A 24,141-nucleotide genomic window follows, 5' to 3' on the forward strand; every position below is an offset into this window, starting at 1 on the left:
GCGCTGGCTTGCCTGCGATGCAGACGGCGCGGTGTATCTGACGTACGGCGGTGGTGCAATCGCAGGCAAGCCAGCTCCCACATTTGATCGGGTTTCAATTCGGGTTTTTGAGGTGTCAGTCAGCTTTGCTTAGAGGTTAGAATCCCCGCCTAGCCCAGAGTGTGTACTTATGTCCCAAGAGCTTTCCGCCGAGCAGATCCAACAGGCCCTGCAAGGCATCAGCGTGCCGCCTCAACCGCAAATCATGGTGGATTTGCAGATGGAGCAGTACATGCCCGACCCGGACCTGGAAGTGATCGCGCGGCTGATCTCCCAGGACCCAGGCCTGTCCGGCGCCTTGCTGAAAATCGTCAACTCGCCGTATTACGGCCTGAGCAACAAAATCGCCTCGATCCAGCGCGCCGTGAACCTGCTGGGCAGCCGCTCGATCATCAACCTGATCAACGCGCAGTCGATCAAAGGCGAGATGAGCGACGACACCATCGTCACCCTCAACCGCTTCTGGGACACTGCCCAGGATGTGGCCATGACCTGCCTGACCCTGGCCAAGCGCACCGGTTCGCAAGCCGTCGACGAGGCGTATGCCTTGGGCCTGTTCCATGATTGCGGCGTGCCGTTGATGCTCAAGCGCTTCCCCAATTACATGGCGGTGCTGGAAGAAGCCTACGCGAATGCCGGCCCCGACTGCCGTGTGGTCGATACCGAGAACAACGCGTTCAACACCAACCACGCCGTGGTGGGTTATTACACAGCCAAATCCTGGCGCCTGCCGGAGCATGTGACCGACGCCATCGCTAACCACCACAACGCCCTGGCGATTTTCAGTGATGAATCGGCACGCAATCCGCAGCTGAAAAACCTGCTGGCGATCCTGAAGATGGCCGAGCATATCTGCTCGTCCTATCGCGTGCTGGGCAACCAGACCGTGGACCATGAGTGGAATGCCATCGGCCATCTGGTGCTGGATTACGTGGGCCTGTCGGACTACGACTTTGAAAGCATGAAGTTGTCGATCCGCGAACTGGGCGCGCACTGACCCTTTCTTCACGAGGTACACATGCCCGAGTTACCAGAAGTCGAAACCACCCGGCGCGGGATTGCGCCGCACCTGGAAGGCCAGCGCGTCAGCCGTGTGGTCGTGCGTGAGCGGCGCCTGCGCTGGCCGATCCCGGAAGACCTCGATGTGCGCCTGTCCGGGCAGCGCATCGTGTTGGTGGAACGGCGAGCCAAGTACCTGTTGATCAATGCCGAAGTCGGCACGCTGATCAGCCACTTGGGCATGTCGGGTAATTTGCGTCTGGTGGAAGTCGGCCTGCCGGCGGCCAAGCATGAGCATGTAGACATCGAGCTGGAATCCGGCATGGCCCTGCGCTACACCGACCCACGGCGCTTCGGCGCGATGCTGTGGAGCCAGGACCCGCACAATCATGAGCTGCTGATTCGCCTGGGCCCGGAGCCGTTGACCGACTTGTTTGACGGTGAGCGGCTGTTTCAACTGTCCCGTGGCAAGTCGATGGCAGTGAAGCCGTTCATCATGGACAACGCGGTGGTGGTGGGCGTGGGCAATATCTATGCGACGGAAGCGTTGTTTGCCGCCGGAATTGATCCGCGTCGGGCCGCTGGCGGTATTTCACGCGGGCGTTACCTGAAGCTGGCGATTGAGATCAAGCGTGTGTTGGCGGCGGCCATCGAGCGTGGCGGCACCACCTTGCGCGATTTTATCGGCGGTGATGGGCAGCCGGGGTATTTCCAGCAGGAGCTGTTCGTCTACGGGCGGGGCGGCGAGGCGTGCAAGGTGTGCGGCAGCGAGTTGCGCAATGTGGTGTTGGGGCAGCGGGCGAGTGTGTTTTGCCCCAAGTGCCAGAGCTGAGTGTTGTGTGATGGCTGATCTAGCCATCGCAGGCAAGCCAGCTCCCACACTTGACTGTATTCACACATCCAAATGTGGGCGCTGGCTTGCCTGCGATGAGGCCCTGATGGGCGCCACAAAGTCTCAGGCTTTACCGGTAATCAACCGGTACTTCTCCATCAACTGCTCTTGCGTCTCAGGGTGTGCCTCATCCAGCGGAATGCAATCCACCGGGCACACTTGCTGGCACTGAGGCTCGTCGTAGTGGCCGACGCACTGGGTGCACAGGTTGGGGTCGATCACGTAGATCTCTTCGCCCTGGGAAATCGCAGCGTTCGGGCACTCGGGTTCGCAGACGTCGCAGTTGATGCAATCGTCGGTGATGATCAGGGACATGGAAACTCCTGCCAGGGCCGTCAGCCAGGGCATCTGAAAACTAATGCGCGCAATTGTGCCGCATTGGCGCCCGCAGTGCGAGCGGGCGCCGATTGAGCGGTCTTACTTCTTGAAGCGCAGCGTCAGCGCATCCGCGACAGCCGGGTGCACGAACTTGGTGATATCCCCGCCCAAAGCGGCGATTTCACGGACCAATGTCGAGGAAATGAACGAGTAACGCTCCGACGGCGTGAGGAACAGGCTTTCCACGTCCGGCGCCAGTTGGCGGTTCATGTTGGCCAGCTGGAATTCGTACTCGAAGTCCGACACTGCACGCAGGCCACGCAGGAACACATTGGCGTTCTGCTCTTTGGCAAAGTGCGCCAGCAAGGTCGAGAAACCTACCACTTCTACGTTGGGCAGGTGCTTGGTGACCTCACGCGCCAGCTCCACGCGCTGTTCCAGGGGAAACAGCGGGTTTTTCTTGGGGCTGGCAGCGACCGCGATGATCACATGGTCGAACAAGCGAGAGGCGCGTTCGACCAAATCGCCATGGCCTTTGGTAATCGGGTCGAAAGTACCTGGGTACAACACTCGGTTCATCGCGTCGTCCTGGCGGAGTCCGTTGGGGAACCGGATGGTATCGCAGCCATCCCGGTCGGCCAAGTCAACTTATGCATAAGAAAGCACTATAGACACCGCGAATAACCTGTTTTTTCACGCTGTTTTCAGACGTTCGGCCAAGGCTGTCGCCAGTTGCGCGGTTAACCCATACACCGACAATTGCGGGTTAGCCCCAATACTGGTGGGGAATAACGAGCCGTCGTGGATCGACAGGTTGCGCAGTTGGTGATGGCGTCCCAGGCTGTCGGCCACCGCGTTTTTCGGGTCTTCGCCCATGGCACAACCGCCCATCACATGGGCGCTGCCCAGCGTGGTGCGGTGCAATTCCAGGCTCAGGCCGTCAATCTGGCTGCGCGCTTCGGCCAGGGTGTTCACGTAGCGCGCATCGTGGTGCAGCGGTTTGACCGACTTGGCGCCCGCCGCGAACTGGATCTCGGCCATGCTGTGGAAGGCACGGCGCAGGCCATCCCATGCGTAGGGTGACACCTGATAATCCAGCACCGGCGTGCCGTCCCCGCGCAAGTCCACGGCGCCTCCCGGGCTGTCGGGGTGGAAGCCATCGCGCAGCAGCGCAAGCATGGCGTGGGTGTGGGGCAGTTGGCTCATGTCCAGCGCGTTCCCGGTGCCGTAACCGCCGAACAAAGTGCTGGCCAATCCTGGGTGTAAGGGCGGTGCCTCCAGCTTGTAGGACATTTTGCCGGTGGTGCCGTCCTGCCACTGGAAGTGGTCGGAATAGATCGACTGCGGGGCGCCGTAGAACGGGTTGATCACCTCATCGAACTGCCCGGCGGAGAAGTTCACCAAGTGCAGGAACGTGCGCTTGCCCACGCGCGAATGCGGGTCGGGCGCGTCCGAGCGCAGCAACAGCGCCGGGCTGTTGATGCCGCCGCCCGCCAGTACGTAATGCCGGGCCTTGACCGTGATCTTGCGCCCGGTGGGTGCCACGCAGCGTTCGTCCATCGCCACGCATTCCAGGCTGCTGATGGTATCGCCGCTGTATTTCAAGCGTTCGGCGCGGGCCAGGTACAGCAGCTCGCCGCCTTTTTCCAACGTGGACGGGATGGTGGTCACCAGCATCGATTGCTTGGCGTTGACCGGGCAGCCCATGCCGCAATAACCCAGGTTGAAGCAGCCGCGTACGTTGCGCGGGATAACGTGCCAGCTGTAACCGAGCTTTTCGCAGCCTTTGCGGATCACATCGTTATTGGCATTCGGTGGGATGGCCCACGGCGCGATGCCCAGGCGCTGTTCCATCTTCTCGAACCACGGCGCCATCTCGGCGCTGCTGTGGCCTTTCACCGCGTATTCACTGGCCCAGTGGGAAAGCGTGGCGTCGGGCGTGCGAAAACTCGACGTCCAGTTGATCAACGTGGTGCCGCCCACGGCTCGACCTTGCAGGATGGTGATCGCGCCGTCCTTGCTCATGCGGCCGATGCCTTCCTGATACAGGCTGGCGTAGGCCTCGTCCTCGAGCAGCTTGAAGTCACTGCTGGTCTTGAGCGGCCCTTCTTCGATCAGCAGCACTTTGTAGCCCGCAGCGCTGAGGATTTCGGCGGTGGTGCCACCACCGGCACCGCTGCCAATGATCGCCACGTCGGCTTCCAGGGTCAGGTCGCTGTCGAGCGCGGCGCCATTGTGGGTTTTCCAGCCGCGGGCCAGGCCGTCGCGGAACAGATCGGGTACGGGCATAGGAGTGCACTCTTATTTTTTTTTGTACGAAGTTGCGACCAGTGTGGGAGCGGGCAAGCCAGCTCCCACATTTTCCAATCGGGTTGTCAGGCCTAAATCTTCGGCGGGCCGGGGTAGCCGCATTGGGCCCAGGACTGCGGCCGGAAGTACCAGGCCATGATCACCAGCTTGAGCAGCGAGCCCTGGCCCATGCGCAGCAGGTTCAGGTAACTGTTTTCCCAGCGGTGCAGGAAGTTGCGGATCTGATCGCTGCTGGCGTTTTCCCAACTGCCCCAGATGCCGGTCAACGGCCCGCGCGTAATCCCCATGCCGAGTACATCGAACAGTTGCTGGGTGAGCTTGAACATCTCCGGCGACAGGTGCTGCAGGCTGTAATCGAGCTTTTTCAGGGTGTCTTCAATGCCGGCGACCACGTCCTGGGCGCTGGCCGCGCCTTCGAGCAGCACCGGGATCACCGCGCGCAGGAACGGCAAGTCACTGCTGCGCAGCATCGCAAAGCCGCTGGCCGGGGTGCTGCTGGAGCAGCCGCTGAGGCTGGCGCCCAACCCGGCAGTGGCCAGGAAGGCGCTGGCGCACAGGCCGATTTTGAGGACGCCGCGCCGCGACAATTCGGGTGTTTCAGTCAGGCTGGGGTTCATTGTTATTGTTATCCCGTGAGTGGCGGAATCAGCGAACAAACAACTTTTGAATCAACTTCTGGATCGATTTGCCATAGGGCGGGTAGATCAACTTCGCCGCGTTCAAGCGCTGTTTCACCAGCACGCCCTTGGCCTTGCTGAACGTGAGGAAGCCTTCGTGGCCGTGGTAGTGGCCCATGCCCGAAGGGCCGATGCCGCCGAAGGGCATATCGTCCTGGGCCACGTGCAGCAGGGTGTCATTCAGGCACACGCCGCCGGAGTGGGTTTCGTGGAGTACGCGGTTTTGCTCGCTCTTGTTGTAGCCGAAGTAATACAGGGCCAGTGGGCGAGGGCGTTGGTTGATGTAGGCAAAGGCCTGATCGATGCCGCGATACGGCACGATCGGCAGCACCGGGCCGAAGATTTCGTCCTGCATCACGGTCATTTCATCGCTGACATTGAGCAGCAGGCTGTGGGCCATGCGCCGTGCCTGGCCCTGGTCGTACAGCGGAATCAGCGTGGCGCCTTTGTCGGTGGCGTCTTTGACGTAGGCATTCAGCCGGGCCTGTTGCCGCTCGTTGATGATGGCGGTGTAGTCCGGGTTGTCGGCCAGAGTCGGATAGAACCCGCGAACCGCCTTGCTGTAGGCCTCGACGAAGCCTTCAACGCGATCTTCGGGCACCAGCACGTAGTCCGGTGCCACGCAGGTTTGCCCGGCATTCAGGCATTTGCCGAAGGCGATGCGTTCGGCGGCGTCCTTGAGCGGTACGTCGGCGGAAACGATGGCCGGTGATTTGCCGCCCAGCTCCAGCGTTACCGGCGTGAGATGTTCGGCCGCCGCACGCATTACGTGCTTGCCGATGCTGGTGGCGCCGGTAAACAGCAAGTGATCGAAGCGCAACTTGGAAAACGCCATGCCCACTTCGGCTTCACCCAGCACCACACACACCAGGTCTTCGGGAAAGATTTTCGCCAAGAGTGTCTTGAGCAATTCACCCGTGGCGGGCGTGGACTCGCTGAGCTTGAGCATCACCCGGTTGCCCGCCGCCAACGCACCGACCAACGGGCCAATGGCCAGATACAGCGGGTAGTTCCACGGCACGATCACCCCGACCACGCCCAGTGGTTGATAGATGACTTTGGCCGACGCCGGCTGGAAGGCAATGCCTACAGCGCGACGGGAAGGTTTCATCCAGCCTTTGAGGTGTTTGCTGGCGTAGTGAATGCCATGCAGGCTGGGCATCAGTTCGGCGAACAGGGTTTCGTCTGCGCTGCGGTGGCTGAAGTCCTGGCTGATCGCGTTGATCAGGGCCTGGCGTTCGTCGCTGAGCACATCGCGCAAGGCCTTGAGCCATTGCTGGCGCTGCGCCGCCGGTGGCATCGGGTTGGCGGCATAGGCGCGGCGTTGGGCGTCGAACAGGTCCTGGAGGTGATCCAGCGCCTGGGAATCTTGCAGGTAAGCAATGGTGGCAGACATGGCGCAGTTCCCAATTGTTATAGGTCTGCCTGGATTTTTAGAGTCATTACTCTAAATTGTCAAATGTCATTGCAGCAACATGCGGTTTTATCCAAACAAGGATAGGCCGTAAGATGCCCCATCACGTGTATAGAAGCTGATCCCCTATGGCACCACGAGTAAAGACCAGCGAGCGCATTGTGCAAACCAGCCTGGAGCTTTTTAACCAGCAGGGCGAGCGCAGTGTCAGCACCAACCACATTGCCGCCCATATGGAAATTTCCCCGGGCAACCTGTACTACCACTTCCCCAATAAGCAGGCGATCATCGCCGTGCTGTTTCGCGAATATGAAGCCCTGGTGGACACTTTCCTGCGCCCGCCCCAAGGCCGCGCGGTCACCGTCGAAGACAAACGTTTCTACCTGCAGGCCGTACTGGCCGGAATGTGGCGCTACCGCTTCCTGCACCGTGACCTCGAACACCTGCTGGAAAGCGACCCGGAGCTGGCCACCGGCTATCGGCGTTTTTCCCAGCGCTGCCTGACCCAGGGCAACGCCATTTACCAAGGGTTTGTCGACGCGGGCATCCTCACGATGGACCCGGTGCAAACCGAAGCCCTGACGCTCAATGCCTGGATCATCCTCACCTCGTGGGTGCGTTTCCTGTGCACCACCAATGAAAACTCCACCCACTTGAGCGCCGAGGCGATCAAGCGCGGGGTGTATCAGGTGCTGGTGCTGGAGGCGGGGTTTGTCACGCCGCAGGCGAAAGAGGCGGTGGATGCCTTGTTCAAAGAGTTTTACGTGCCGTTGAACCAGGCACTGGAAGAAGTGAAGTAGGACCTTTCCCGAATCTGTTCACAGGAGTCCGTCATGCCGCTTGCCCAACTGATCAGCCCCCAGCAACTCGCCGAGCGCCAGAAGGCCGGCAGGCTGGTGATCCTGGATTGCCGCTTTGCCCTCGAAGACCCGGACTACGGGCTTTGCAGCTATGCCGAAGGGCATATCGAAGGCGCGCAATATGCTGACCTGGAACGCCACCTCAGTGGCCCGGTGACCAAAGGCGTGACTGGCCGACACCCATTGCCTGATGCGGACACGTTCATTACGCAGCTGCGAGCCTGGGGCATCAATGCCGACACCGACATCGTGCTGTATGACGACGGCCCTGGCGCCTATGCCGCCCGCGCGTGGTGGTTGCTGGCCTGGCTGGGCAAACGTGATGGCGTGTTTATTCTGGACGGTGGCCTCAAGGCCTGGCACGCCGCCGGTTTCCCGCTGAGCCTGGACGCGCCAGTGGTTGAGCCGGGGACGTTTGCCGGTTCGCCGGACAATCACTTGGTGCTGGACGCCGAACACCTGCAAAAACGCCTCGGCGAACCGGGCATGACCTTGATCGATGCTCGCGCCCAGCCGCGTTTCCGGGGTGACGTGGAGCCCATCGACCCGATTGCCGGGCATATTCCCGGCGCGCAATGTGCGGCATTCAACGAAAACCTGGGCAGTGATGGTCGCTTCCTGCCGGCTGAGCAGCTTAAACAGCGTTTCGCCGCGCAGTTGCAGGGCCGTTCGCCGGATAAGTTGGTGGCGTATTGCGGTTCGGGTGTGACGGCGTGCCATAACCTGTTCGCCCTGAGCCTGGCGGGTTACCCGCTGGGCAAGCTGTATGCGGGGTCGTGGAGCGAGTGGATTACCGATCCGGCGCGGGGGATTGCGACGGGCGACTGAGCAAACCCAATCAAACTGTGGGAGCTGGCTTGCCTGCGATGAGGCTGTGTCAGTCAGCTGATAATTGGCTGACCCACCGTTATCGCAGGCAAGCCAGCTCCCACATTTTTTAACCGTGTTGTGACAGTAGCCATTGTGGGATTCGGCGTTCAAGGTAATAGCCGGGGCGCTTCAACGAGCCATCGACAAACCCCACATGCCCACCCTTGGCCAGCAGCTCAAACTCGGTGCAGTCCGACAGTTCGCTGGCCTCCGGCAGGCTGTGGGCGAACACAAACGGGTCATCGGCGGCGTGGATGATCAGTGTGGGTGTGCGAATGTCACCCAAGTAATACCGGCTCGACGCACGACGGTAATAGTCTTCGGCGCTGAGGAAACCGTGCAACGGCGCCGTCACCCGCCCGTCGAAATCCCAGAACGTGCGCATCTTCTCCAGAGAGCCCAGTGACTCCAGGGTTTTCAGTCCGTCCGCACGACCGTCCAGCAAAAAGCGGCTTTGCTTGACGCGGATATACGCCAGCATCTCGCGCATGAAGTGCTTTTGATAAACCCGCGAAAACCCCAGGCCGATGCGGTCGGCACATTGGTCCAGCCGGAACGGCACCGACACCGCCGCTGCGCCTTGCAGCCCGGAGGTCGCGCCGGTTTCCCCCAAGTGCTTGAGCAGCACGTTGCCGCCCAGTGAATAACCCACGGCATACAGCGGCGCCAAAGGCCGCTTGGCACGCAGATGGGCAATCGCCGCCGCCAGGTCTTCGCTGGCGCCCGAGTGGTAACTGCGCGCCAACAGGTTTGGCTCGCCCGAGCAGCCGCGCCAGTTCAACGCTGCGCTGGCCCAGCCTTGGGTGGCGAGGGCTTTTTGCAGGCCGGCTACGTAGGGGGAATTGGACGAGCCCGTCAAACCGTGCAGCACCAGCACCAGCGGCGCTTGCGCGTCATGGGGGCCGTGCCAGTCAAGGTCGAGAAAGTCACCGTCGTCCAGCCACAGGCGTTCGCGTTGGCGTTCGATATGGGTGGTGGGGCGCCACAACGGCCCCCACAGTGTTTGCAAGTGGGGGTTGCCGAGGCCGAAGGCGGGTTTGAAGAGGTCTGAGGCAGGTGTCATGGGAATCTCTGTCGCGAACGACTCTCTGTGGTGAGCGCGCTGTTGTGGCGAGCGGGCTTGCCCCGCGTTGGGCTGCGTAGCGGCCCTGGTCCAAGCCCCGCGGTCCGACTGAAAGAATGCGGTGACTTTATTGGGGCTGCTTCGCAGCCCAACGCGGGGCAAGCCCGCTCGCCACAGCAAGCCCTGTCACCACAACAACTCACTACAGATCAGGCAACACCTTCGACCAACCGATGCCACAGCGCGTAATACACCCGCCCGGACTTCTGCTCCCGGTGCAGGCGCCAGGCGCCCGGCAGGCCGAGGGTAGAAGGCGCGGTCTCGCTTTCAGTGTAGATCCAGGCATCCGGTGCCAGCCATTGGCGGTCTTCCAGCAATGCACACACGGTCGGCAACAGATTCTGGTTGAACGGCGGATCGAGAAACACCACGTCGTATTCGGTGGCTGCCTGGGTTTCCAGGTAGCGCAGCGCATCGGCAGTTTGAACCTGGCCGGTGGTGCAACGCAGTGTGCCAAGGTGTTCCTTGAGGCTGGACACCGCCACGTTGCTGGCATCCAGCGCCTGGCCCTGGGCCGCGCCACGGGACAGCGCCTCCAGGAACAGCGCGCCGCTGCCGGCGAACGGGTCCAGCACCTTGGCCCCGCCGATGTACGGCGCGAGCCAGTTGAACAGGGTTTCACGCACGCGGTCCGGCGTCGGGCGCAGGCCTACGACGTCGGGGAAGCTCAGCTTGCGGCTGCCCCATTCACCGCCAATGATGCGCAGTTGGCCCACACCGTTATGCACGTTGTGGACGGGTTTTTTCGGGCGAGATGAACTGGCCATTAATGCTCCGGAACCCCGAGCGGCTGCTCGGCAGGTTTATCAGTGGGGGGCGGTAGTGGCTTTTGCGCAATCGTCGGGCCGGCGGTCACGATGACCATCTTGTCGGCGCTCAAGTGTTTGTTCATTGCAGCCTTGACCTGCTCTACGGTCAGGGCCTGGGATTGTTTCATGAAATCTTCCAGATAGCTCAGCGGCAGGTTGTAGAAACCCATGGCGCCCAGCTGCCCGACGATATCGGCGTTACTCGCGGTGGACAGCGGGAAGCTGCCGGCCAGCTCACGCTTGGCGTCGTCCAGTTCCTTTTGCGTCGGGCCGGTTTTGAGGTAGTCGGCCAGCACATCTTCAACCAGGCGCAAGGTGCCGCCACTCATTTCGGCGCGGGTCTGCAGGTTGATCATGAACGGGCCGCGTACCTGCATCGGCGAGAAGCCGGAATACACGCCGTAGGTCAGGCCGCGCTTTTCACGTACTTCGCTCATCAAACGGGTGCCGAAGCCACCGCCGCCGAGGATCTGGTTGCCCAGTGACAAGGCTGCATAGTCGGGGTCGGCACGGTCGATACCCAATTGGGCGAACAGCAAGTGCGTCTGCTTGGACGGGAACTCGATATGGCTCAGGCCGGCTTTCGGTTCGGTCGGCTGGGCGATTTTCGCCAGTGCCGGGCCTTTGGGCAGCGATGCCGACACCTTGGCGGTCATGGCCTCGGCCTCGGCGCGCGTCAGGTCGCCGACCACGGCAATCACCGCGTTGCCTGCGGCATACGCCTTGGCGTGGAACGCCTGCAATTGCGCGAGGGTAATCTTCGGTACGCTTTCAGGCGTGCCTTCGCTCGGGTGAGCGTAAGGGTGGTCGCCGTACAGGCGCTTGAACAGCTCAAGGCTGGCCAGCTTGGCCGGGTTCTGCTTCTGGTACTCGAAGCCGGCGAGGATCTGGTTCTTGATCCGCGCCAGGGAGTCGGCCGGGAAGGTCGGCTTGCCGATCACGTCGTCAAACAGCGCCAAGGCCGCGTCGCGTTTATCGCTGTCGCTCAGGCCGCGCAGGGACACCAGCGCCATGTCGCGGTAAGCGCCATTGCCGAAGTCGGCGCCCAGGCCTTCAAAGCCGCTGGCGATCTGGCTGACATCCTTGCCCGGCACACCTTCGTTGAGCATGGCGTTGGTCAGCAGCGCCACGCCGGGCGTGTTGCCGTCCTGGCTGCTGCCGGCGGCGAACAGGATGCGCATGTCGAACATTGGCAATTCATGGGCTTCGACGAACAGCACCTTGGCGCCTTCGGCGGTGGTCCAGGTTTGCACGTCGAGCTTGCGGTTGGTCGGCGCCTTGCCGTCCAGCTCCGCCAGGGATTGTAGCTTGTTGGCCGATTCAGCTTTATCCAACGCCTGGCTGGCGACAGATTCGCTCGGGCGCAGCAAGTACACGGCACTGGCGGCGATCAGGGTAACGACGACCAGGCCAGGAAAGATCAGGCGGCTGCTTTTACGATCACTCATGAGCGGTCTCCTCAGGCAAAACATGGGCGACGCTCAAACGTTCGCGGGTGAAATAAGTACGTGCGGCCTTCTGGATATCTTCCGGGGTCACGCTTTGCAGGTCGGCCAGCTCGGTGTCCATCAGTTTCCAGGACAGCCCGACGGTTTCCAGGGAGCCGATGGCCGTGGCCTGGCTGGTGATGGAATCACGCTGGTAGACCACGCCGGCAATCACCTGGGCGCGGATACGCTCCAGTTCTTCGGTGGTGGGCGGCTTGGCCTTCAACTCATCGAGCAGGCGCCAAAGCCCGGCTTCGGCTTGGGCAATGGTCTTTTTCTTCTGCTGATTCGGTGTGGCCGTCAGGGTGAACAGGCTGTCACCCCGGGTGTAGGCGTCGTAGCTGGTGGAGGCGGCGGAAACCAGCTCTTCACCGCGTTCCAGTTGCTCCGAAATACGCGCGCTGTAACCGCCATCGAGCAGCGCCGAGAGCAGGCGCAGGGCCTGAACCGAGCGTTTGTCTTCGGCGGTTGCCAGGCCGGGCACGTTGAAGCCAAGGATCACGCTTGGCAGTTGGGTCTGCACGTGCATGGTCAGCAGGCGCTCGCCCGGCTCGGCGACTTCCAGCGGGATCTTCGCTGGCGGTACGTCACGCTTGGGGATCGGGCCGAAGTAGCGCTGGGCGAGGTTTTTCACCTCGTCCGGGGTGACGTCGCCGACGACCACCAGGGTGGCGTTGTTTGGCACGTACCAGGATTGATACCAGTGGCGCAGCTCTTCGACTTTCATGCGCTCAAGGTCGGCCATCCAGCCGATGGTCGGCGTGTGGTAGCCGCTGGCCGGGTAGGCCATCGCCTTGAAACGCTCGTAGGCCTTGGACATTGGGTTGTCGTCGGTGCGCAGGCGGCGCTCTTCCTTGATCACCTCGATTTCGCGGCTGAACTCGTCGGCTGGCAGGCGCAGGCTGGCCATGCGGTCGGCTTCCAGCTCAAAGGCGACCCCCAGGCGGTCACGTGCGAGCACTTGGTAGTAGGCGGTGTAGTCATCGCTGGTGAAGGCATTTTCTTCGGCGCCCAGGTCGCGCAGGATCAGCGAGGCTTCGCCGGGGCCGACCTTGGCGCTGCCCTTGAACATCATGTGTTCCAGGGCGTGGGACAAACCGGTCTGGCCCGGGGTTTCGTAGCTCGAACCCACCTTGTACCAGACCTGGGAAACCACCACCGGCGCGCGATGGTCTTCGCGCACGACCACTTTAAGGCCGTTATCCAGGGTGAATTCATGGGTGGGTTGTGGGTCGGCAGCCAAAGCTGAAAGGGGCAGACAAACTGTGCTGAGCAGCAGGCCTGCAGCGCGGCGGGCTAGAGCATTCATTCGTTTTTAAACCTGTTGGGCTGCCCGCTTGGTCTTAGCGTCGGCGGGCGAGGAGGTGCTAGGATACTGATCCGATTTGGACACGGCCACTGCGGCGGTCATCTTGTTCCGGATCCAGTCGTAGGAATGTGGCAGTACAGGGTGTTTTTCCCCGACAATCTTCCACTTTTCGCCGATGTTATCGCTTCAGTCCTTTATTGAAACGATTTGTTGAGGCCTTTATTTACGCCTTACAAAATGTTGCGCATGAACAAGCGAGCGTTAAAGCAGTCTGTTCTGCATCGAATTTATTTACCGAGGCGCCCTGGCGCATCGCTACTTTGAGATAGCCGTCCTCCATGTTTGGTTCCAACGACGACAAGAAGAGCCCAGCTGCGGCTGGCGAGAAAAAAGGCCTGTTCGGATGGCTGCGCAAAAAGCCGCAGGAAACCGTCGTCGAACAGCCGCAGGTTCAGCCTGAACCTATCCCCGAGCCAATTGTAGAAGCCGAGCCGGTTGCTGAAACCCCGGCGCCGGTGATTTTGCCGATGGCTGAACCGGTGTTGCAGCCGGTGGCTGAGGTCGAGCCGGAACCTGAGCCCGAGCCCGAGCAAACGCCATGGCTCGAGCTGCCGGTGGCAGAGGAGCCCGTGGCACTGGTTGAAGATGTGCAGGCCGAGCACGTGGCGCCGCCGATTCCGGTCGTGGTTGAGCCCGTGGCCGTTGTGGTTGAAGCCCCGCCCGTCATCGAAACGCCTGCTCCGGTGGTTGTCGAGCCAACGCCAACGCCTGCACCAGTCGTAGTTGCCGCTCCCGCCGTGATCGAGCCGCCTGTCGCGCAAGCGCCTGTTGCTGCGCCGGCTGAAACCAGCAAAACCGGCTTCTTCGCCCGCCTCAAGCAAGGCCTGAGCAAAACCAGCGCCAGCATCGGCGAAGGCATGGCCAGCCTGTTCCTGGGCAAGAAAGTCATCGATGACGAATTGCTGGAAGACATCGAAACCCGCCTGCTTACCGCTGATGTGGGCGTTGAAGCCACCGCTGTCATCATTCAGAGCCTGACCCAAAAGGTCGCGCGCAAGCAGCTGACCGATGCGGACGCTCTCTACAAGTCCCTGCAGGCCGAGCTGGCTGCCATGCTCAAGCCCGTCGAGGCGCCGCTGGTAATCACGCCGAAAAAACCGTTCGTGATCCTGGTCGTTGGCGTCAACGGCGCTGGCAAAACCACCACCATCGGCAAGTTGGCGAAAAAGCTGCAGTCGGAAGGCAAGAAAGTCATGCTCGCCGCTGGCGACACCTTCCGCGCGGCTGCCGTGGAGCAGTTGCAGGTCTGGGGCGAGCGTAACAAGATCCCGGTCATCGCCCAGCACACCGGTGCCGACTCCGCCTCGGTGATCTTCGATGCTGTGCAAGCCGCCAAGGCACGTAACATCGACGTATTGATCGCTGATACCGCCGGTCGCCTGCACACCAAAGACAATTTGATGGAAGAGCTGAAGAAAGTCCGCCGCGTGATCGGCAAGCTCGACGCAGACGCGCCGCATGAAGTCTTGCTGGTGCTCGACGCCGGCACCGGCCAGAACGCCATCAGCCAGGCCAAACAATTCAACCAGACGGTGCAACTCACCGGCCTGGCATTGACTAAGCTCGACGGCACGGCCAAGGGCGGCGTGATCTTCGCCCTGGCCAAACAGTTCGGGTTGCCGATTCGCTACATCGGCGTCGGTGAAGGCATCGACGACCTGCGCACCTTTGAAGCCGAAGCCTTTGTACAGGCACTCTTTGCCGAGCGGGAGCGTTCATGATTCGATTCGAACAGGTCGGTAAACGCTACGCCAACGGGCATGTGGGCTTGCATGAGCTGAGCTTTCGAGTGCGTCGTGGCGAGTTCTTGTTCGTTACCGGTCACTCGGGTGCGGGCAAAAGTACCTTGTTGCGGCTGCTGCTGGCCATGGAGCGCCCGACCACCGGCAAGTTGCTGTTGGCGGGCCAGGATTTGGCCACTATCAGCAATGCACAGATTCCGTTCCTGCGCCGCCAGATCGGCGTGGTGTTCCAGAACCACCAGTTGCTGTTCGATCGCACAGTGTTCAACAACATTGCCTTGCCGTTGCAGATCCTTGGGCTGTCCAAGGCTGAGATCGTCAAGCGTGTGGATTCGGCCCTGGAGCGTGTGGCGCTGTCGGATAAAACCGATCTGTACCCCGGCGACCTGTCCACCGGCCAGCAACAGCGCGTTGGTATCGCCCGCGCCATCGTCCACCGCCCGGCCTTGCTGCTGGCGGACGAACCTACCGGTAACCTCGACCCGCGTTTGGCGGCCGAGATCATGGGCGTGTTCGAAGACATCAACCGCCTGGGCACCAGCGTGCTGATCGCCAGTCACGATCTGGCGCTGATCGCACGTATGCGCCATCGCATGCTGACGCTGCAACGCGGCCGCCTGATCGGTGACGGGGAGGCTGGCGTATGAGTGCAACACGCAGCCCTAAAGTCTCCGAGCGTGTGGCGCCGAAAGCCGCCGACCCGCAACCGCAGAAGAAAAAACGCGACGAAGACGACGGCCCGGACTTCGGCACGCTGCTGCGCGCCTGGATCGAAAGCCATCGCGCCAGCCTGCTCGACAGCCTGCGCCGCCTGGGCAAGCAGCCGATCGGCAGCTTTTTCACCTGCCTGGTGATGGCGGTGGCGCTGAGCCTGCCGATGGGTTTGTCACTGCTGCTTAATAATGTCGAGCGCCTGGGCGGTTCCTGGCAGCGCGCGGCACAGATTTCCCTGTACCTGAACCTCGACGCCAGCACTAAAGACGGTGAGAGCTTGCGCGACGACATCAAGAACCTGCCAGGCGTGGCGGATGCCGAGTACATCAGCCGCGACCAGGCGCTTGAGGAGTTCCAGCAGCAATCCGGCCTGGGCGAGGCGCTCAAGGAGCTGCCGCAGAACCCGCTGCCGGGCGTGGTGCTGGTGACGCCGAACGAAGTCGACAAGCCCGCCCTTGAGGCCCTGCGACAAAAACTCGCAGAGATGCCCAAGGTACAACAGGCGCAGCTTGATCTAGTCTGGGTAGAGCGCCTGGCGGCGATTCTGAAGCTGGGCGACCGCTTTGTGTTCGGTCTGACGGTGTTGTTGGTGTCTGCATTACTTTTGGTGATAGGTAATACCATTCGTCTTCATATTGAAAACCGTCGCACCGAGATAGAAGTGATTAAACTGGTCGGCGGCACAGACAGCTATGTGCGTCGTCCCTTTCTGTACATGGGCGCGCTTTATGGCTTCGGTGCCGGGATTTTGTCCTGGGGGGTGCTGGCGTTTGGCCTGGACTGGCTGAACGACGCGGTGGTTGGGCTTGCCGGCTTGTACGGCAGTGATTTCGCCTTGGCTGGCGTACCGGTTGCCGATGGTCTGTCACTCTTGCTTGGCGCGGTCTTGTTGGGGTATATCGGTGCTTGGATTGCGGTCGCACGGCATTTACGTGAGCTGGCGCCCAAGTAGTTAATGTCAGGGTAATGTAGTTTCGTTTGTATTGACCGTATCAGTGGTTTAGGGAACTTGTCCTACGGTTCCCGGTCAATTTTCGCAGTGCTGAACTGCACGAGTTATGTGAGTCGGAGGTTTTTTCGTATGACCACTTCTTTGCAACCTGCTTATGCATTGGTCCCGGGTGCGAACCTGGAAGCCTATGTGCACACGGTTAACAGCATTCCATTGCTGACGCCCGAGCAGGAGCGTGAACTGGCCGAGAGTCTCTACTATGAGCAGGATTTGGGGGCGGCTCGGCAGATGGTGCTCGCCCACCTGCGTTTTGTCGTACATATCGCCCGTAGCTATAGCGGCTACGGTCTGGCCCAGGCCGACCTGATTCAGGAAGGCAATGTTGGCCTGATGAAGGCTGTAAAGCGCTTCAACCCGGAAATGGGTGTGCGCCTGGTGTCGTTTGCTGTGCACTGGATCAAGGCGGAAATTCACGAGTTCATCCTGCGCAACTGGCGCATTGTGAAAGTCGCGACCACCAAGGCTCAGCGCAAGCTGTTCTTCAACCTGCGCAGCCAGAAGAAACGCCTGGCGTGGCTGAACAACGAGGAAGTCCACCGCGTGGCCGAAAGCCTCGGGGTGGAGCCGCGTGAAGTGCGCGAGATGGAAAGCCGCCTGACCGGCCATGACATGGCCTTCGACCCGGCTGCTGAAGCGGACGACGACAGCGCCTTCCAATCGCCGGCCAACTACCTTGAAGACCACCGGTACGACCCGGCGCGTCAACTGGAAGACGCCGACTGGAGTGACAACTCCAATCACAACCTGCACGAAGCGCTGGAAGTGCTGGACGACCGCAGCCGTGACATCCTCTACCAGCGCTGGCTGGCAGAAGAAAAGGCCACGCTGCACGACCTGGCGCAGAAGTACAACGTGTCGGCCGAGCGGATTCGTCAGCTTGAGAAAAGCGCGATGAACAAGCTGAAGTTGTCGATCGCTGCCTAAAACGTAGCGATAAGTCAAAAAAATGCCCCGATCGAAAGATTGGGGCATTTTTGTTTGGGCTCGAAAATCTGATATCCAGTGCGGTTCTCTGTGGGAGCTGGCTTGCCTGCGATGAGGCCCTTTCACCAGCACCTCTGCGAGCTGCCACACCGCTATCGCAGGCAAGCCAGCTCCCACAGGGGTTATGTTGTGTCAGTCGGACCACGGGGCCTTTCGGGAATTATTCAGCTCCACCAAGTAACCATCCCCACCCAACTGGCTCATCTGCTGGCGAATCCACGCCGCGCGCCGCGCCACATAGGCCGTCGGATGGCTGGCGCTCCAAACCCGTGGGTTGGGCAGCACTGCCGCCAGGTAGCTGGCCTGCTGTCGGGAAAGCGCCGTGGCGCTCACACCAAAATGGTGCCGCGCCGCAGCCTCTGCGCCAAACACGCCTTCATCCCATTCCACGCTGTTGAGGTACACCTCAAGAATCCGCTGCTTGGGCCAAAATATCTCGATCAACCCGGTAAACCAAGCCTCCAGCCCTTTGCGCAAATAGCTGCGGCCGGTCCACAGGAACAGGTTTTTCGACACCTGCTGGCTCAACGTACTGGCGCCTCGAATCGAGCCACCGCGCTCGTTGTGCAGCAATGCCGCCTGAATCGCGCCAAAATCAAAGCCCCAGTGCTGCGGGAAGCGCTGGTCTTCACCGGCCATCACCGCCACTTTGAGGTCATCGGCGATCTCATCCCACGGCACCCACGTGCGTTGCAGGTCAATCGGCTCGCCGTCGACCCAGGATTCAACCTTGCGCTCCACCATCAACGCGGTGAACGGTGGCGGGACGACACGAAACAGCAGCACCAGCAGCACACTGCCGATGGCAAACCATTTCACGACTTTGAGAAAACGCTTGAAGAGGAGACGCAGCATAGAGATGGCTTGGCCGAACCCGTTGAGCGGGCCATTATACAGACCCGGCCCTTTGAGTCTGACTGGAGTTCCTCATGCTGCGTAGCTTTCTGATGCTGGCTGCCTTTTTCGGCTTCACCGGCGTCGCCCTCGGCGCCTTTGCTGCTCATGGCCTGAAAAACCGCCTGAGCGCCGAGTACCTGGCGATCTTCCACACTGGCGTGACCTACCAGCTGGTGCACGCCCTGGCGTTGTTCGGCGTAGCGCTGCTGGCGGCGCATATTCCTGGCCGGCTGGTCAGCTGGGCGGGCATTTCGTTTACCGTCGGCATCCTGCTGTTTTCCGGCAGCTTGTATGCGCTGACCCTGACCGGCATCAGCAAGCTCGGCATCATCACGCCGTTTGGCGGGCTGGCGTTCCTGCTTGGCTGGTTCTTTCTGGGGCTCACCGCCTGGCGCCTGCAGGTCATCTGACCGAGGGGCTTGGGCCGACAACGCCAATCGGGCTAGAATGCTGGCCCCTAAAAACGATGGCGGCCTGTGGCATGCGCATTCAGTTGAACGGCGAACCCTTTGAACTGCCCGACGGTGAAACCGTTGCGGCCCTGCTGACCCGTCTGGACTTGACCGGGCGTCGCGTCGCAGTGGAACTCAACCTGGATATCGTCCCGCGTAGTCAACATGCCGACACCGCGCTCACCGAAGGTGACCAGGTCGAAGTGGTCCACGCCATCGGCGGCGGCTAGCCATCCGGCGCTCAAGGGCGCCAACCCGCATTCTGCAGAACCTCACCCCAACTCGAGGATTTTCCATGAGCATCGTTCGTAGCGACAAGCCCTTCGTATTGGCCGGTCGTACCTACCAGTCCCGTCTGCTGGTCGGCACCGGCAAGTACCGCGACATGGAAGAAACCCGCCTGGCCATCGAGGCCTCGGGGGCCGAGATCGTCACCTTTGCCGTACGCCGCACCAACCTTGGCCAGATCGAAGGCGAGCCGAACCTGCTCGAAGTGCTGTCGCCGGATCGCTACACCTTCCTGCCGAACACTGCCGGTTGCTACGACGCCATCGAAGCCGTGCGCACCTGCCGCCTGGCCCGTGAGCTGCTCGACGGCCACAACCTGGTGAAACTGGAAGTGCTGGCCGACCAGAAAACCCTGTTCCCCAACGTGATCGAAACCCTCAAGGCCGCCGAAACGCTGGTCAAGGAAGGCTTCGACGTGATGGTCTACACCAGTGATGACCCGATCATTGCCCGTCAACTGGCGGAAATCGGCTGCATCGCAGTGATGCCGCTGGCCGGCTTGATCGGTTCCGGCCTGGGCATCTGCAATCCGTACAACCTGCAGATCATCCTCGAAGAAGCCAAAATCCCTGTGTTGGTGGACGCCGGTGTCGGTACAGCCTCCGACGCCACTATTGCGATGGAACTGGGCTGCGACGCGGTGCTGATGAACTCGGCCATCGCCCATGCCCAGCAACCGATCATGATGGCCGAAGCCATGAACCACGCCATCGTCGCGGGCCGCCTGGCCTACCTCGCCGGCCGCATGCCGAAAAAACTCTACGCCAGCGCCTCTTCGCCGCTGGATGGTCTGATCAAGTAAGAGCCATTGATGACTGAATCAAACGAAACGCCGAACACCGTGGAAGAAGGCGACGAGTCCAAGCACCGCCGCATCAAGAGTTTTGTGATGCGCGCCGGTCGCATGACCGAAGGCCAGCAAAAGGGCCTGGAACAAGGTACGCCGCTGTTCGTGTTGCCGCTGGCCGATGCGCCGGTGGATTACGACCAGGTGTTCGGCCGTTCCGCCCCGCGTTCCCTGGAAATCGGTTTTGGCATGGGCCACTCCCTGTTGGAAATGGCTGCGGCTTCGCCGGAGCAGGATTTCATTGGTGTGGAAGTGCATCGCCCAGGCGTTGGCGCGCTGCTCAATGGCGTGCTGACCCAAGGCCTGACGAACCTGCGCGTCTACGACTGCGACGCGATCGAAGTGCTCAACCGCTGCATCGCCAACAACAGCCTCGACCGCCTGATGCTGTTCTTCCCAGACCCATGGCACAAAGCCCGTCACCACAAGCGCCGCATCGTCCAGGCGTCCTTCGCGGAGCTGGTGCGCAGCAAGCTCAAAGTCGGCGGTATCCTGCACATGGCCACCGACTGGGAACCGTATGCCGAATACATGCTGGAAGTGATGAACGTCGCCCCTGGCTACCGCAACCTGGCCGAAGACGGCAAATGCGTGCCACGCCCGGCTGAGCGTCCGATCACCAAGTTCGAACGCCGCGGCGAGCGGTTGGGGCATGGGGTGTGGGATTTGAAGTTCGAGAAGCTGGCTTAAAAGTCAGAAATATGAAATGCAATCAACTGTGGGAGCTGGCTTGCCCGCGATAGCATCACCTGGGTATCCCTGATACACCGAGGTGTCTGGATCGCAGGCAAGCCAGCTCCCACATTTGTTTTGTGGTGTGCCGGAATTCAGCGGCGGTCGGCGACTACGCCAATCAACACCAGCACCACCACCAACACCGGCGCCAGGCTGTAGTTATTGAACTGGCTCAGCCCTCGCACAATCCACGGCGTGGCGTAGATCAGCGCTGCGCCGCTACCAATCATGCACACCAGCGCCATCAACGGCACGCGCAACGCCCCGGCGATGCTGCCCAGGCGGGCTTCGATCCAACCTTTGATATCGGCGCCGAACAGCACCAGCAGGCAGCCGACAAGCGCCAGGGAGATTTCCGACAGGTTGCTACGGCTCCAGCGGGATACGGTGGCGAGCAGGTCGAGTACCAAATCCATTCGATTTCCTTAAGAGCGTCAGCTCAAAAACTTCTGCAACAGGTCATTGAGAAAGAGTTGCCCGCGGTCGGTCGCCGCCAGGCGTGACGGTTCGACCTGCATTAAGCCACTTTGTTCTGCCTCCTTGCGGCCTTCGTCCAGGCTCGCCAGGTCGAGGCCGGTGCGCTCGGCATAGAGCCTGGCGTCGACACCGTCGGTGAGGCGCAACGCGTTCATCAGGAACTCGAACGGCAGTTCTTCATTGGTCAGTTCTTTCGCCCCGGCCTGGAAACTTTTGGCCGGGTTGAGGTAGTCCTTCGGTGCACGCGTCTTCCACGTACGCACGATGCGCCCGTCCGGGTGGCTCAGCTTGCCGTGGGCGCCGGCGCCGATGCCGATAAAGTCGCCGAAGCTCCAGTAATTGAGGTTATGCCGTGCCGGGCGGCCCGCTTGGGCATAGGCCGACACTTCATATTGCGCGTAACCGTGTTCGGCCAGCAGCGCCTGGCCGGCTTCCTGAATGTCCCACAGCGTGTCGTCTTCCGGCAGCGCGGGCGGCTGGTTCCAGAACACGGTGTTGGGTTCCAGGGTGAGCTGATACCAGGACAGGTGCGTCGGCTTCAGGGCGATGGCTTGGCGCAAGTCGCTCAGGGCATCGTCCAGGGATTGATCGGGCAGGCCGTGCATCAAGTCCAGGTTGAAGTTATCGAACCCGGCCTGGCGTGCCATGCCCACCGCGCTTACGGCTTCGTCGCCGTTATGAATGCGGCCCAATGCCTCAAGTTTTTGCTGCTGGAAGCTCTGGATGCCAATGGACAGGCGATTGATCCCCAGCTTGCGGTACGCCACGAACTTCTCTTGCTCGAACGTCCCGGGGTTGGCTTCCAGGGTGATCTCGATATCGCTGGCAAATGGGATGCGTGCTTCCACACCCTTGAGCAAGCGGCCCAACGCAGCGGCGCTGAACAGGCTCGGCGTGCCGCCACCGAAAAAGATCGAGCTGAGTTCACGGCCATAAACTGCGTGCAGGTCTTGATCAAGGTCAGCCAGCAGCGCGTCCACGTACTCTTCTTCCGGCAGCACTTTGCTCGCGGTGTGGGAGTTGAAGTCGCAATAAGGGCATTTGCGCACACACCACGGGATGTGAATGTACAGCGCCAGGGGCGGCAACACAGGCAGGGCCGCCCGAGGTGTTTGCGCGCCGCCGTGGATCAGCGGCTGCGCGGAGGTGTTCTGGGTCATTTCAGGCTCAGGCGTTGGCGCAGCAAATCCATTGCGCGGGCGCGGTGGCTGATCTGGTTCTTGTCGGCCGGGCTCAGTTCGGCGCTGGATACATTGCGCTCCGGCACCCAGAACAACGGGTCGTAGCCAAACCCATGCTCGCCGCTGGCCGCATGCAGGATGCGCCCGTGCCATAACCCTTCGCAGAGGATCGGCAGCGGGTCATCAGCATGCCGTACCAGCGCCAGCACGCAGACGAACTGTGCGCCGCGCATCGCGTCCGGCACATCCTTGAGCGCGTCCAACAGCTTGGCGTTATTCGCCGCGTCGCCCTTGCCATCGGCGTAGCGTGCCGAGTAGATGCCAGGGGCGCCGCCGAGGAAATCCACGGCCAGGCCCGAGTCATCCGCCAAGGCCGGCAGGCCGGAAATGCGTGCGGCATTGCGCGCCTTGAGAATGGCGTTCTCGACGAACGACAGGCCGGTTTCTTCCGGCTCGACCTGGCTGAACTCGCCAATCGAGCGCAGTTGCACGGAGTCACCGAGCATGGCCTGCAGTTCTTTGAGTTTGCCGGCGTTATGGCTGGCCAGTACGAGTTGGGTGAGGTTCATCATTCAGCCGGGAAAAGTTCTTGGACAAAACTGAAGCCGTGGGCCTTGCCGCCGGTTTCAACATTGATGGTGAAGGTCTTGAATTCCTGTTGCGGCACGGAGTAGGGCGCGAGGTAATTGGTCACGCCTTTTTCGGTGATCTGCTTGAACGTCAGTACTTCACTCTTGCCGAGCGAGTCCTTGATGGTGCCGGTGACTTGCGCCACTACCGGTGTCACACCTTTAAACACCGATACGTTGATCAGCCCCTTGTTCTTGCTGCGTACCACGCCAACGGCCTGGGCCGTTTCGGGTTGCAGGAAGCTTGAGGTGAACGTGTTGTAGCGTACGGTGATATCACCAAATTCCTTGGTGCGGTTAGGGTCGATTACGTCGGCAGCCATGGCGTTGGCGCCAAGCAGTGCGGTCAATAAAAAAACAGCCAAACGACTCATGAGCGTCCCTCTTGAAAATGATTAGACGGCAATCTTGTGGTCGGTCAGGCCAGGACTGCTGACCCGGTAAATACCAATTTCGCCCAACAGGTTAGGCCATAGCTTACTCGCCCAGCCGTGGCGGTGCTGTTGATCGACAGCAAGGCGGTTGATCACCTTGGCCTCACGCTCTCCGCACAAGGCTTCGAAGTCTTCGAAGGTGCAGAAGTGGATGTTCGGCGTGTTGTACCACGTGTATGGCAGGAAATCGGACACCGGCATGCGACCCTTGGTCGCCAGGTACCAGCGGCAGCGCCAGTGGCCGAAGTTGGGGAACGTAATGATGCACTGGCGGCCTACACGCAGCATTTCGTCGAGGATGCGGTCCGGGTAGTGCACCGCTTGCAAGGCCTGGGTCATCACCACGATGTCGAAGCTGTTGCTGGCAAAGTTGCCCAGGCCCTTGTCCAGGTCCTGCTCGATCACGTTGATGCCTTTGGCAACACACTGGGCGATGTTGTCCGGGTCGTTTTCCAGGCCATAACCGGTGACTTGCTTGTTGTCGCGTAGCCAACTCAGCAGTTCGCCATCACCGCAGCCAAGGTCGAGCACGCGGCTGCCGGCGGGGATCCAGTCTTGGATGATTTCCAGGTCGGCTCTCAT

Annotated in this window: 27 protein-coding genes; 12 read left to right on the plus strand and 15 right to left on the minus strand. The window is 61.1% G+C overall.

The features are described from left to right. Positions 1 to 223 precede the first annotated feature (223 nt). A complete protein-coding gene (locus L8I05_RS15495; protein WP_242170044.1) occupies positions 224 to 1,036 on the plus strand; it encodes an HDOD domain-containing protein in 813 nt (270 codons plus the stop codon). Positions 1,037 to 1,057: 21 nt separating this feature from the next. Beyond that, complete coding sequence (gene mutM, locus L8I05_RS15500; RefSeq protein ID WP_159960696.1) at positions 1,058 to 1,870, plus strand: bifunctional DNA-formamidopyrimidine glycosylase/DNA-(apurinic or apyrimidinic site) lyase; 813 nt, start codon at positions 1,058 to 1,060, stop codon at positions 1,868 to 1,870. 123 nt (positions 1,871 to 1,993) lie between these two features. Here mutM and L8I05_RS15505 read toward each other — a convergent pair whose 3' ends face one another. The 5 genes from L8I05_RS15505 to L8I05_RS15525 all read right to left on the minus strand — a co-directional run bounded on the left by L8I05_RS15505 (position 1,994) and on the right by L8I05_RS15525 (position 6,631). Then, positions 1,994 to 2,245 carry a YfhL family 4Fe-4S dicluster ferredoxin gene (locus L8I05_RS15505; protein WP_038444187.1) on the minus strand — a complete coding sequence of 84 codons (252 nt, stop codon included), beginning with the start codon at positions 2,243 to 2,245 and terminating at the stop codon, positions 1,994 to 1,996. Between the two features lie 102 nt (positions 2,246 to 2,347). Further along, positions 2,348 to 2,827, minus strand: a complete 480-nt coding sequence (gene coaD / locus L8I05_RS15510) for a pantetheine-phosphate adenylyltransferase (RefSeq protein WP_003176711.1) — start codon at positions 2,825 to 2,827, stop codon at positions 2,348 to 2,350. A gap of 114 nt (positions 2,828 to 2,941) precedes the next feature. Next, positions 2,942 to 4,537, minus strand: a complete 1,596-nt coding sequence (locus L8I05_RS15515; protein ID WP_242169960.1) for a GMC family oxidoreductase — start codon at positions 4,535 to 4,537, stop codon at positions 2,942 to 2,944. A gap of 92 nt (positions 4,538 to 4,629) precedes the next feature. After that, positions 4,630 to 5,175 carry a twin-arginine translocation pathway signal protein gene (locus L8I05_RS15520; protein ID WP_242169963.1) on the minus strand — a complete coding sequence of 182 codons (546 nt, stop codon included), beginning with the start codon at positions 5,173 to 5,175 and terminating at the stop codon, positions 4,630 to 4,632. Between the two features lie 28 nt (positions 5,176 to 5,203). Then, a complete protein-coding gene (locus L8I05_RS15525; RefSeq protein ID WP_197626480.1) occupies positions 5,204 to 6,631 on the minus strand; it encodes a coniferyl aldehyde dehydrogenase in 1,428 nt (475 codons plus the stop codon). A 146-nt stretch (positions 6,632 to 6,777) separates the two neighbouring features. Between L8I05_RS15525 and L8I05_RS15530 the strand changes: the two genes are divergently transcribed. Further along, positions 6,778 to 7,449, plus strand: coding sequence for a TetR/AcrR family transcriptional regulator (locus L8I05_RS15530; RefSeq protein ID WP_177017833.1), 672 nt, complete (start codon positions 6,778 to 6,780; stop codon positions 7,447 to 7,449). Positions 7,450 to 7,482: 33 nt separating this feature from the next. After that, the gene (locus tag L8I05_RS15535; RefSeq protein ID WP_242169967.1) at positions 7,483 to 8,337 is read left to right on the plus strand and encodes a sulfurtransferase; all 855 of its coding nucleotides are present in this window, start codon (positions 7,483 to 7,485) and stop codon (positions 8,335 to 8,337) included. A 109-nt stretch (positions 8,338 to 8,446) separates the two neighbouring features. Here the strand turns inward: L8I05_RS15535 and L8I05_RS15540 are convergent, their stop codons facing one another. The 4 genes from L8I05_RS15540 to L8I05_RS15555 all read right to left on the minus strand — a co-directional run bounded on the left by L8I05_RS15540 (position 8,447) and on the right by L8I05_RS15555 (position 13,107). Further along, positions 8,447 to 9,442 carry a hydrolase gene (locus L8I05_RS15540; RefSeq protein ID WP_242169970.1) on the minus strand — a complete coding sequence of 332 codons (996 nt, stop codon included), beginning with the start codon at positions 9,440 to 9,442 and terminating at the stop codon, positions 8,447 to 8,449. A gap of 209 nt (positions 9,443 to 9,651) precedes the next feature. Further along, positions 9,652 to 10,269: a 16S rRNA (guanine(966)-N(2))-methyltransferase RsmD gene (gene rsmD / locus L8I05_RS15545; RefSeq protein WP_159960682.1), complete on the minus strand. Its 618-nt coding sequence runs from the start codon at positions 10,267 to 10,269 to the stop codon at positions 9,652 to 9,654. Next, positions 10,269 to 11,759 (minus strand): pitrilysin family protein, encoded by a 1,491-nt coding sequence (locus L8I05_RS15550; protein WP_197626484.1) that lies wholly within the window; start codon positions 11,757 to 11,759, stop codon positions 10,269 to 10,271. The genes rsmD and L8I05_RS15550 overlap by 1 nt, the downstream gene beginning before the upstream one ends. Further along, positions 11,752 to 13,107: a pitrilysin family protein gene (locus tag L8I05_RS15555; protein WP_242169973.1), complete on the minus strand. Its 1,356-nt coding sequence runs from the start codon at positions 13,105 to 13,107 to the stop codon at positions 11,752 to 11,754. The genes L8I05_RS15550 and L8I05_RS15555 overlap by 8 nt, the downstream gene beginning before the upstream one ends. A gap of 338 nt (positions 13,108 to 13,445) precedes the next feature. Between L8I05_RS15555 and ftsY the strand changes: the two genes are divergently transcribed. The 4 genes from ftsY to rpoH all read left to right on the plus strand — a co-directional run bounded on the left by ftsY (position 13,446) and on the right by rpoH (position 17,559). Then, the gene (gene ftsY / locus L8I05_RS15560; protein WP_242169976.1) at positions 13,446 to 14,888 is read left to right on the plus strand and encodes a signal recognition particle-docking protein FtsY; all 1,443 of its coding nucleotides are present in this window, start codon (positions 13,446 to 13,448) and stop codon (positions 14,886 to 14,888) included. Then, complete coding sequence (ftsE, locus tag L8I05_RS15565; protein WP_003213784.1) at positions 14,885 to 15,556, plus strand: cell division ATP-binding protein FtsE; 672 nt, start codon at positions 14,885 to 14,887, stop codon at positions 15,554 to 15,556. Before ftsY ends, ftsE begins: the two co-directional genes overlap by 4 nt. Further along, complete coding sequence (gene ftsX, locus L8I05_RS15570) at positions 15,553 to 16,575, plus strand: permease-like cell division protein FtsX (protein WP_242169979.1); 1,023 nt, start codon at positions 15,553 to 15,555, stop codon at positions 16,573 to 16,575. The genes ftsE and ftsX overlap by 4 nt, the downstream gene beginning before the upstream one ends. Before the next feature lie 129 nt (positions 16,576 to 16,704). Continuing rightward, on the plus strand, positions 16,705 to 17,559 hold the full coding sequence (gene rpoH, locus L8I05_RS15575; protein WP_003176698.1) for an RNA polymerase sigma factor RpoH: 855 nt from the start codon (positions 16,705 to 16,707) through the stop codon (positions 17,557 to 17,559). A 192-nt stretch (positions 17,560 to 17,751) separates the two neighbouring features. On the opposite strand, the gene mtgA is transcribed toward rpoH, so the two are convergent. Continuing rightward, positions 17,752 to 18,474: a monofunctional biosynthetic peptidoglycan transglycosylase gene (mtgA, locus tag L8I05_RS15580; protein WP_242169982.1), complete on the minus strand. Its 723-nt coding sequence runs from the start codon at positions 18,472 to 18,474 to the stop codon at positions 17,752 to 17,754. 74 nt (positions 18,475 to 18,548) lie between these two features. On the opposite strand from mtgA, the gene L8I05_RS15585 reads away from it, so the two are divergent. The 4 genes from L8I05_RS15585 to trmB all read left to right on the plus strand — a co-directional run bounded on the left by L8I05_RS15585 (position 18,549) and on the right by trmB (position 20,793). After that, a complete protein-coding gene (locus tag L8I05_RS15585) occupies positions 18,549 to 18,926 on the plus strand; it encodes a DUF423 domain-containing protein (RefSeq protein ID WP_197626489.1) in 378 nt (125 codons plus the stop codon). Between the two features lie 71 nt (positions 18,927 to 18,997). Next, a complete protein-coding gene (gene thiS, locus L8I05_RS15590) occupies positions 18,998 to 19,198 on the plus strand; it encodes a sulfur carrier protein ThiS (RefSeq protein ID WP_242169985.1) in 201 nt (66 codons plus the stop codon). Between the two features lie 65 nt (positions 19,199 to 19,263). Then, positions 19,264 to 20,058, plus strand: coding sequence for a thiazole synthase (locus L8I05_RS15595; RefSeq protein ID WP_015886353.1), 795 nt, complete (start codon positions 19,264 to 19,266; stop codon positions 20,056 to 20,058). Between the two features lie 9 nt (positions 20,059 to 20,067). Continuing rightward, complete coding sequence (gene trmB, locus L8I05_RS15600) at positions 20,068 to 20,793, plus strand: tRNA (guanosine(46)-N7)-methyltransferase TrmB (protein WP_242169988.1); 726 nt, start codon at positions 20,068 to 20,070, stop codon at positions 20,791 to 20,793. A gap of 137 nt (positions 20,794 to 20,930) precedes the next feature. Here trmB and L8I05_RS15605 read toward each other — a convergent pair whose 3' ends face one another. The 5 genes from L8I05_RS15605 to metW are packed head-to-tail and all read right to left on the minus strand — an operon-like array spanning position 20,931 to position 24,141. Then, positions 20,931 to 21,254 carry a DUF3392 domain-containing protein gene (locus tag L8I05_RS15605; RefSeq protein WP_122716594.1) on the minus strand — a complete coding sequence of 108 codons (324 nt, stop codon included), beginning with the start codon at positions 21,252 to 21,254 and terminating at the stop codon, positions 20,931 to 20,933. An 18-nt stretch (positions 21,255 to 21,272) separates the two neighbouring features. Next, entirely contained in the window at positions 21,273 to 22,475 is a 1,203-nt protein-coding gene (gene hemW / locus L8I05_RS15610; RefSeq protein WP_242169992.1) for a radical SAM family heme chaperone HemW, read from the minus strand. Further along, positions 22,472 to 23,068 carry an RdgB/HAM1 family non-canonical purine NTP pyrophosphatase gene (gene rdgB / locus L8I05_RS15615; RefSeq protein ID WP_049711104.1) on the minus strand — a complete coding sequence of 199 codons (597 nt, stop codon included), beginning with the start codon at positions 23,066 to 23,068 and terminating at the stop codon, positions 22,472 to 22,474. The genes hemW and rdgB overlap by 4 nt, the downstream gene beginning before the upstream one ends. Next, positions 23,065 to 23,499 (minus strand): DUF4426 domain-containing protein, encoded by a 435-nt coding sequence (locus L8I05_RS15620; RefSeq protein ID WP_159960660.1) that lies wholly within the window; start codon positions 23,497 to 23,499, stop codon positions 23,065 to 23,067. The genes rdgB and L8I05_RS15620 overlap by 4 nt, the downstream gene beginning before the upstream one ends. Positions 23,500 to 23,520: 21 nt before the next feature. After that, on the minus strand, positions 23,521 to 24,141 hold the full coding sequence (metW, locus tag L8I05_RS15625; protein ID WP_016972957.1) for a methionine biosynthesis protein MetW: 621 nt from the start codon (positions 24,139 to 24,141) through the stop codon (positions 23,521 to 23,523).

This window comes from Pseudomonas sp. MONT-RG-20F-20-E-7-02 (genome assembly GCF_022662395.1).
Classification (GTDB): domain Bacteria; phylum Pseudomonadota; class Gammaproteobacteria; order Pseudomonadales; family Pseudomonadaceae; genus Aquipseudomonas.

What these genes read in the sequence shown, in the direction of transcription:
- mutM (WP_159960696.1), top strand. Translation starts at nt 1,058, where the DNA reads ATGCCCGAGTTACCAGAAGTCGAAACCACCCGGCGCGGGATTGCGCCG.
- L8I05_RS15505 (WP_038444187.1), bottom strand. Translation starts at nt 2,245, where the DNA reads ATGTCCCTGATCATCACCGACGATTGCATCAACTGCGACGTCTGCGAA.
- coaD (WP_003176711.1), bottom strand. Translation starts at nt 2,827, where the DNA reads ATGAACCGAGTGTTGTACCCAGGTACTTTCGACCCGATTACCAAAGGC.
- L8I05_RS15515 (WP_242169960.1), bottom strand. Translation starts at nt 4,537, where the DNA reads ATGCCCGTACCCGATCTGTTCCGCGACGGCCTGGCCCGCGGCTGGAAA.
- L8I05_RS15520 (WP_242169963.1), bottom strand. Translation starts at nt 5,175, where the DNA reads ATGAACCCCAGCCTGACTGAAACACCCGAATTGTCGCGGCGCGGCGTC.
- L8I05_RS15525 (WP_197626480.1), bottom strand. Translation starts at nt 6,631, where the DNA reads ATGTCTGCCACCATTGCTTACCTGCAAGATTCCCAGGCGCTGGATCAC.
- L8I05_RS15530 (WP_177017833.1), top strand. Translation starts at nt 6,778, where the DNA reads ATGGCACCACGAGTAAAGACCAGCGAGCGCATTGTGCAAACCAGCCTG.
- L8I05_RS15535 (WP_242169967.1), top strand. Translation starts at nt 7,483, where the DNA reads ATGCCGCTTGCCCAACTGATCAGCCCCCAGCAACTCGCCGAGCGCCAG.
- L8I05_RS15540 (WP_242169970.1), bottom strand. Translation starts at nt 9,442, where the DNA reads ATGACACCTGCCTCAGACCTCTTCAAACCCGCCTTCGGCCTCGGCAAC.
- rsmD (WP_159960682.1), bottom strand. Translation starts at nt 10,269, where the DNA reads ATGGCCAGTTCATCTCGCCCGAAAAAACCCGTCCACAACGTGCATAAC.
- L8I05_RS15550 (WP_197626484.1), bottom strand. Translation starts at nt 11,759, where the DNA reads ATGAGTGATCGTAAAAGCAGCCGCCTGATCTTTCCTGGCCTGGTCGTC.
- L8I05_RS15555 (WP_242169973.1), bottom strand. Translation starts at nt 13,107, where the DNA reads ATGAATGCTCTAGCCCGCCGCGCTGCAGGCCTGCTGCTCAGCACAGTT.
- ftsY (WP_242169976.1), top strand. Translation starts at nt 13,446, where the DNA reads ATGTTTGGTTCCAACGACGACAAGAAGAGCCCAGCTGCGGCTGGCGAG.
- ftsE (WP_003213784.1), top strand. Translation starts at nt 14,885, where the DNA reads ATGATTCGATTCGAACAGGTCGGTAAACGCTACGCCAACGGGCATGTG.
- ftsX (WP_242169979.1), top strand. Translation starts at nt 15,553, where the DNA reads ATGAGTGCAACACGCAGCCCTAAAGTCTCCGAGCGTGTGGCGCCGAAA.
- rpoH (WP_003176698.1), top strand. Translation starts at nt 16,705, where the DNA reads ATGACCACTTCTTTGCAACCTGCTTATGCATTGGTCCCGGGTGCGAAC.
- mtgA (WP_242169982.1), bottom strand. Translation starts at nt 18,474, where the DNA reads ATGCTGCGTCTCCTCTTCAAGCGTTTTCTCAAAGTCGTGAAATGGTTT.
- L8I05_RS15585 (WP_197626489.1), top strand. Translation starts at nt 18,549, where the DNA reads ATGCTGCGTAGCTTTCTGATGCTGGCTGCCTTTTTCGGCTTCACCGGC.
- thiS (WP_242169985.1), top strand. Translation starts at nt 18,998, where the DNA reads ATGCGCATTCAGTTGAACGGCGAACCCTTTGAACTGCCCGACGGTGAA.
- L8I05_RS15595 (WP_015886353.1), top strand. Translation starts at nt 19,264, where the DNA reads ATGAGCATCGTTCGTAGCGACAAGCCCTTCGTATTGGCCGGTCGTACC.
- trmB (WP_242169988.1), top strand. Translation starts at nt 20,068, where the DNA reads ATGACTGAATCAAACGAAACGCCGAACACCGTGGAAGAAGGCGACGAG.
- L8I05_RS15605 (WP_122716594.1), bottom strand. Translation starts at nt 21,254, where the DNA reads ATGGATTTGGTACTCGACCTGCTCGCCACCGTATCCCGCTGGAGCCGT.
- hemW (WP_242169992.1), bottom strand. Translation starts at nt 22,475, where the DNA reads ATGACCCAGAACACCTCCGCGCAGCCGCTGATCCACGGCGGCGCGCAA.
- rdgB (WP_049711104.1), bottom strand. Translation starts at nt 23,068, where the DNA reads ATGATGAACCTCACCCAACTCGTACTGGCCAGCCATAACGCCGGCAAA.
- L8I05_RS15620 (WP_159960660.1), bottom strand. Translation starts at nt 23,499, where the DNA reads ATGAGTCGTTTGGCTGTTTTTTTATTGACCGCACTGCTTGGCGCCAAC.
- metW (WP_016972957.1), bottom strand. Translation starts at nt 24,141, where the DNA reads ATGAGAGCCGACCTGGAAATCATCCAAGACTGGATCCCCGCCGGCAGC.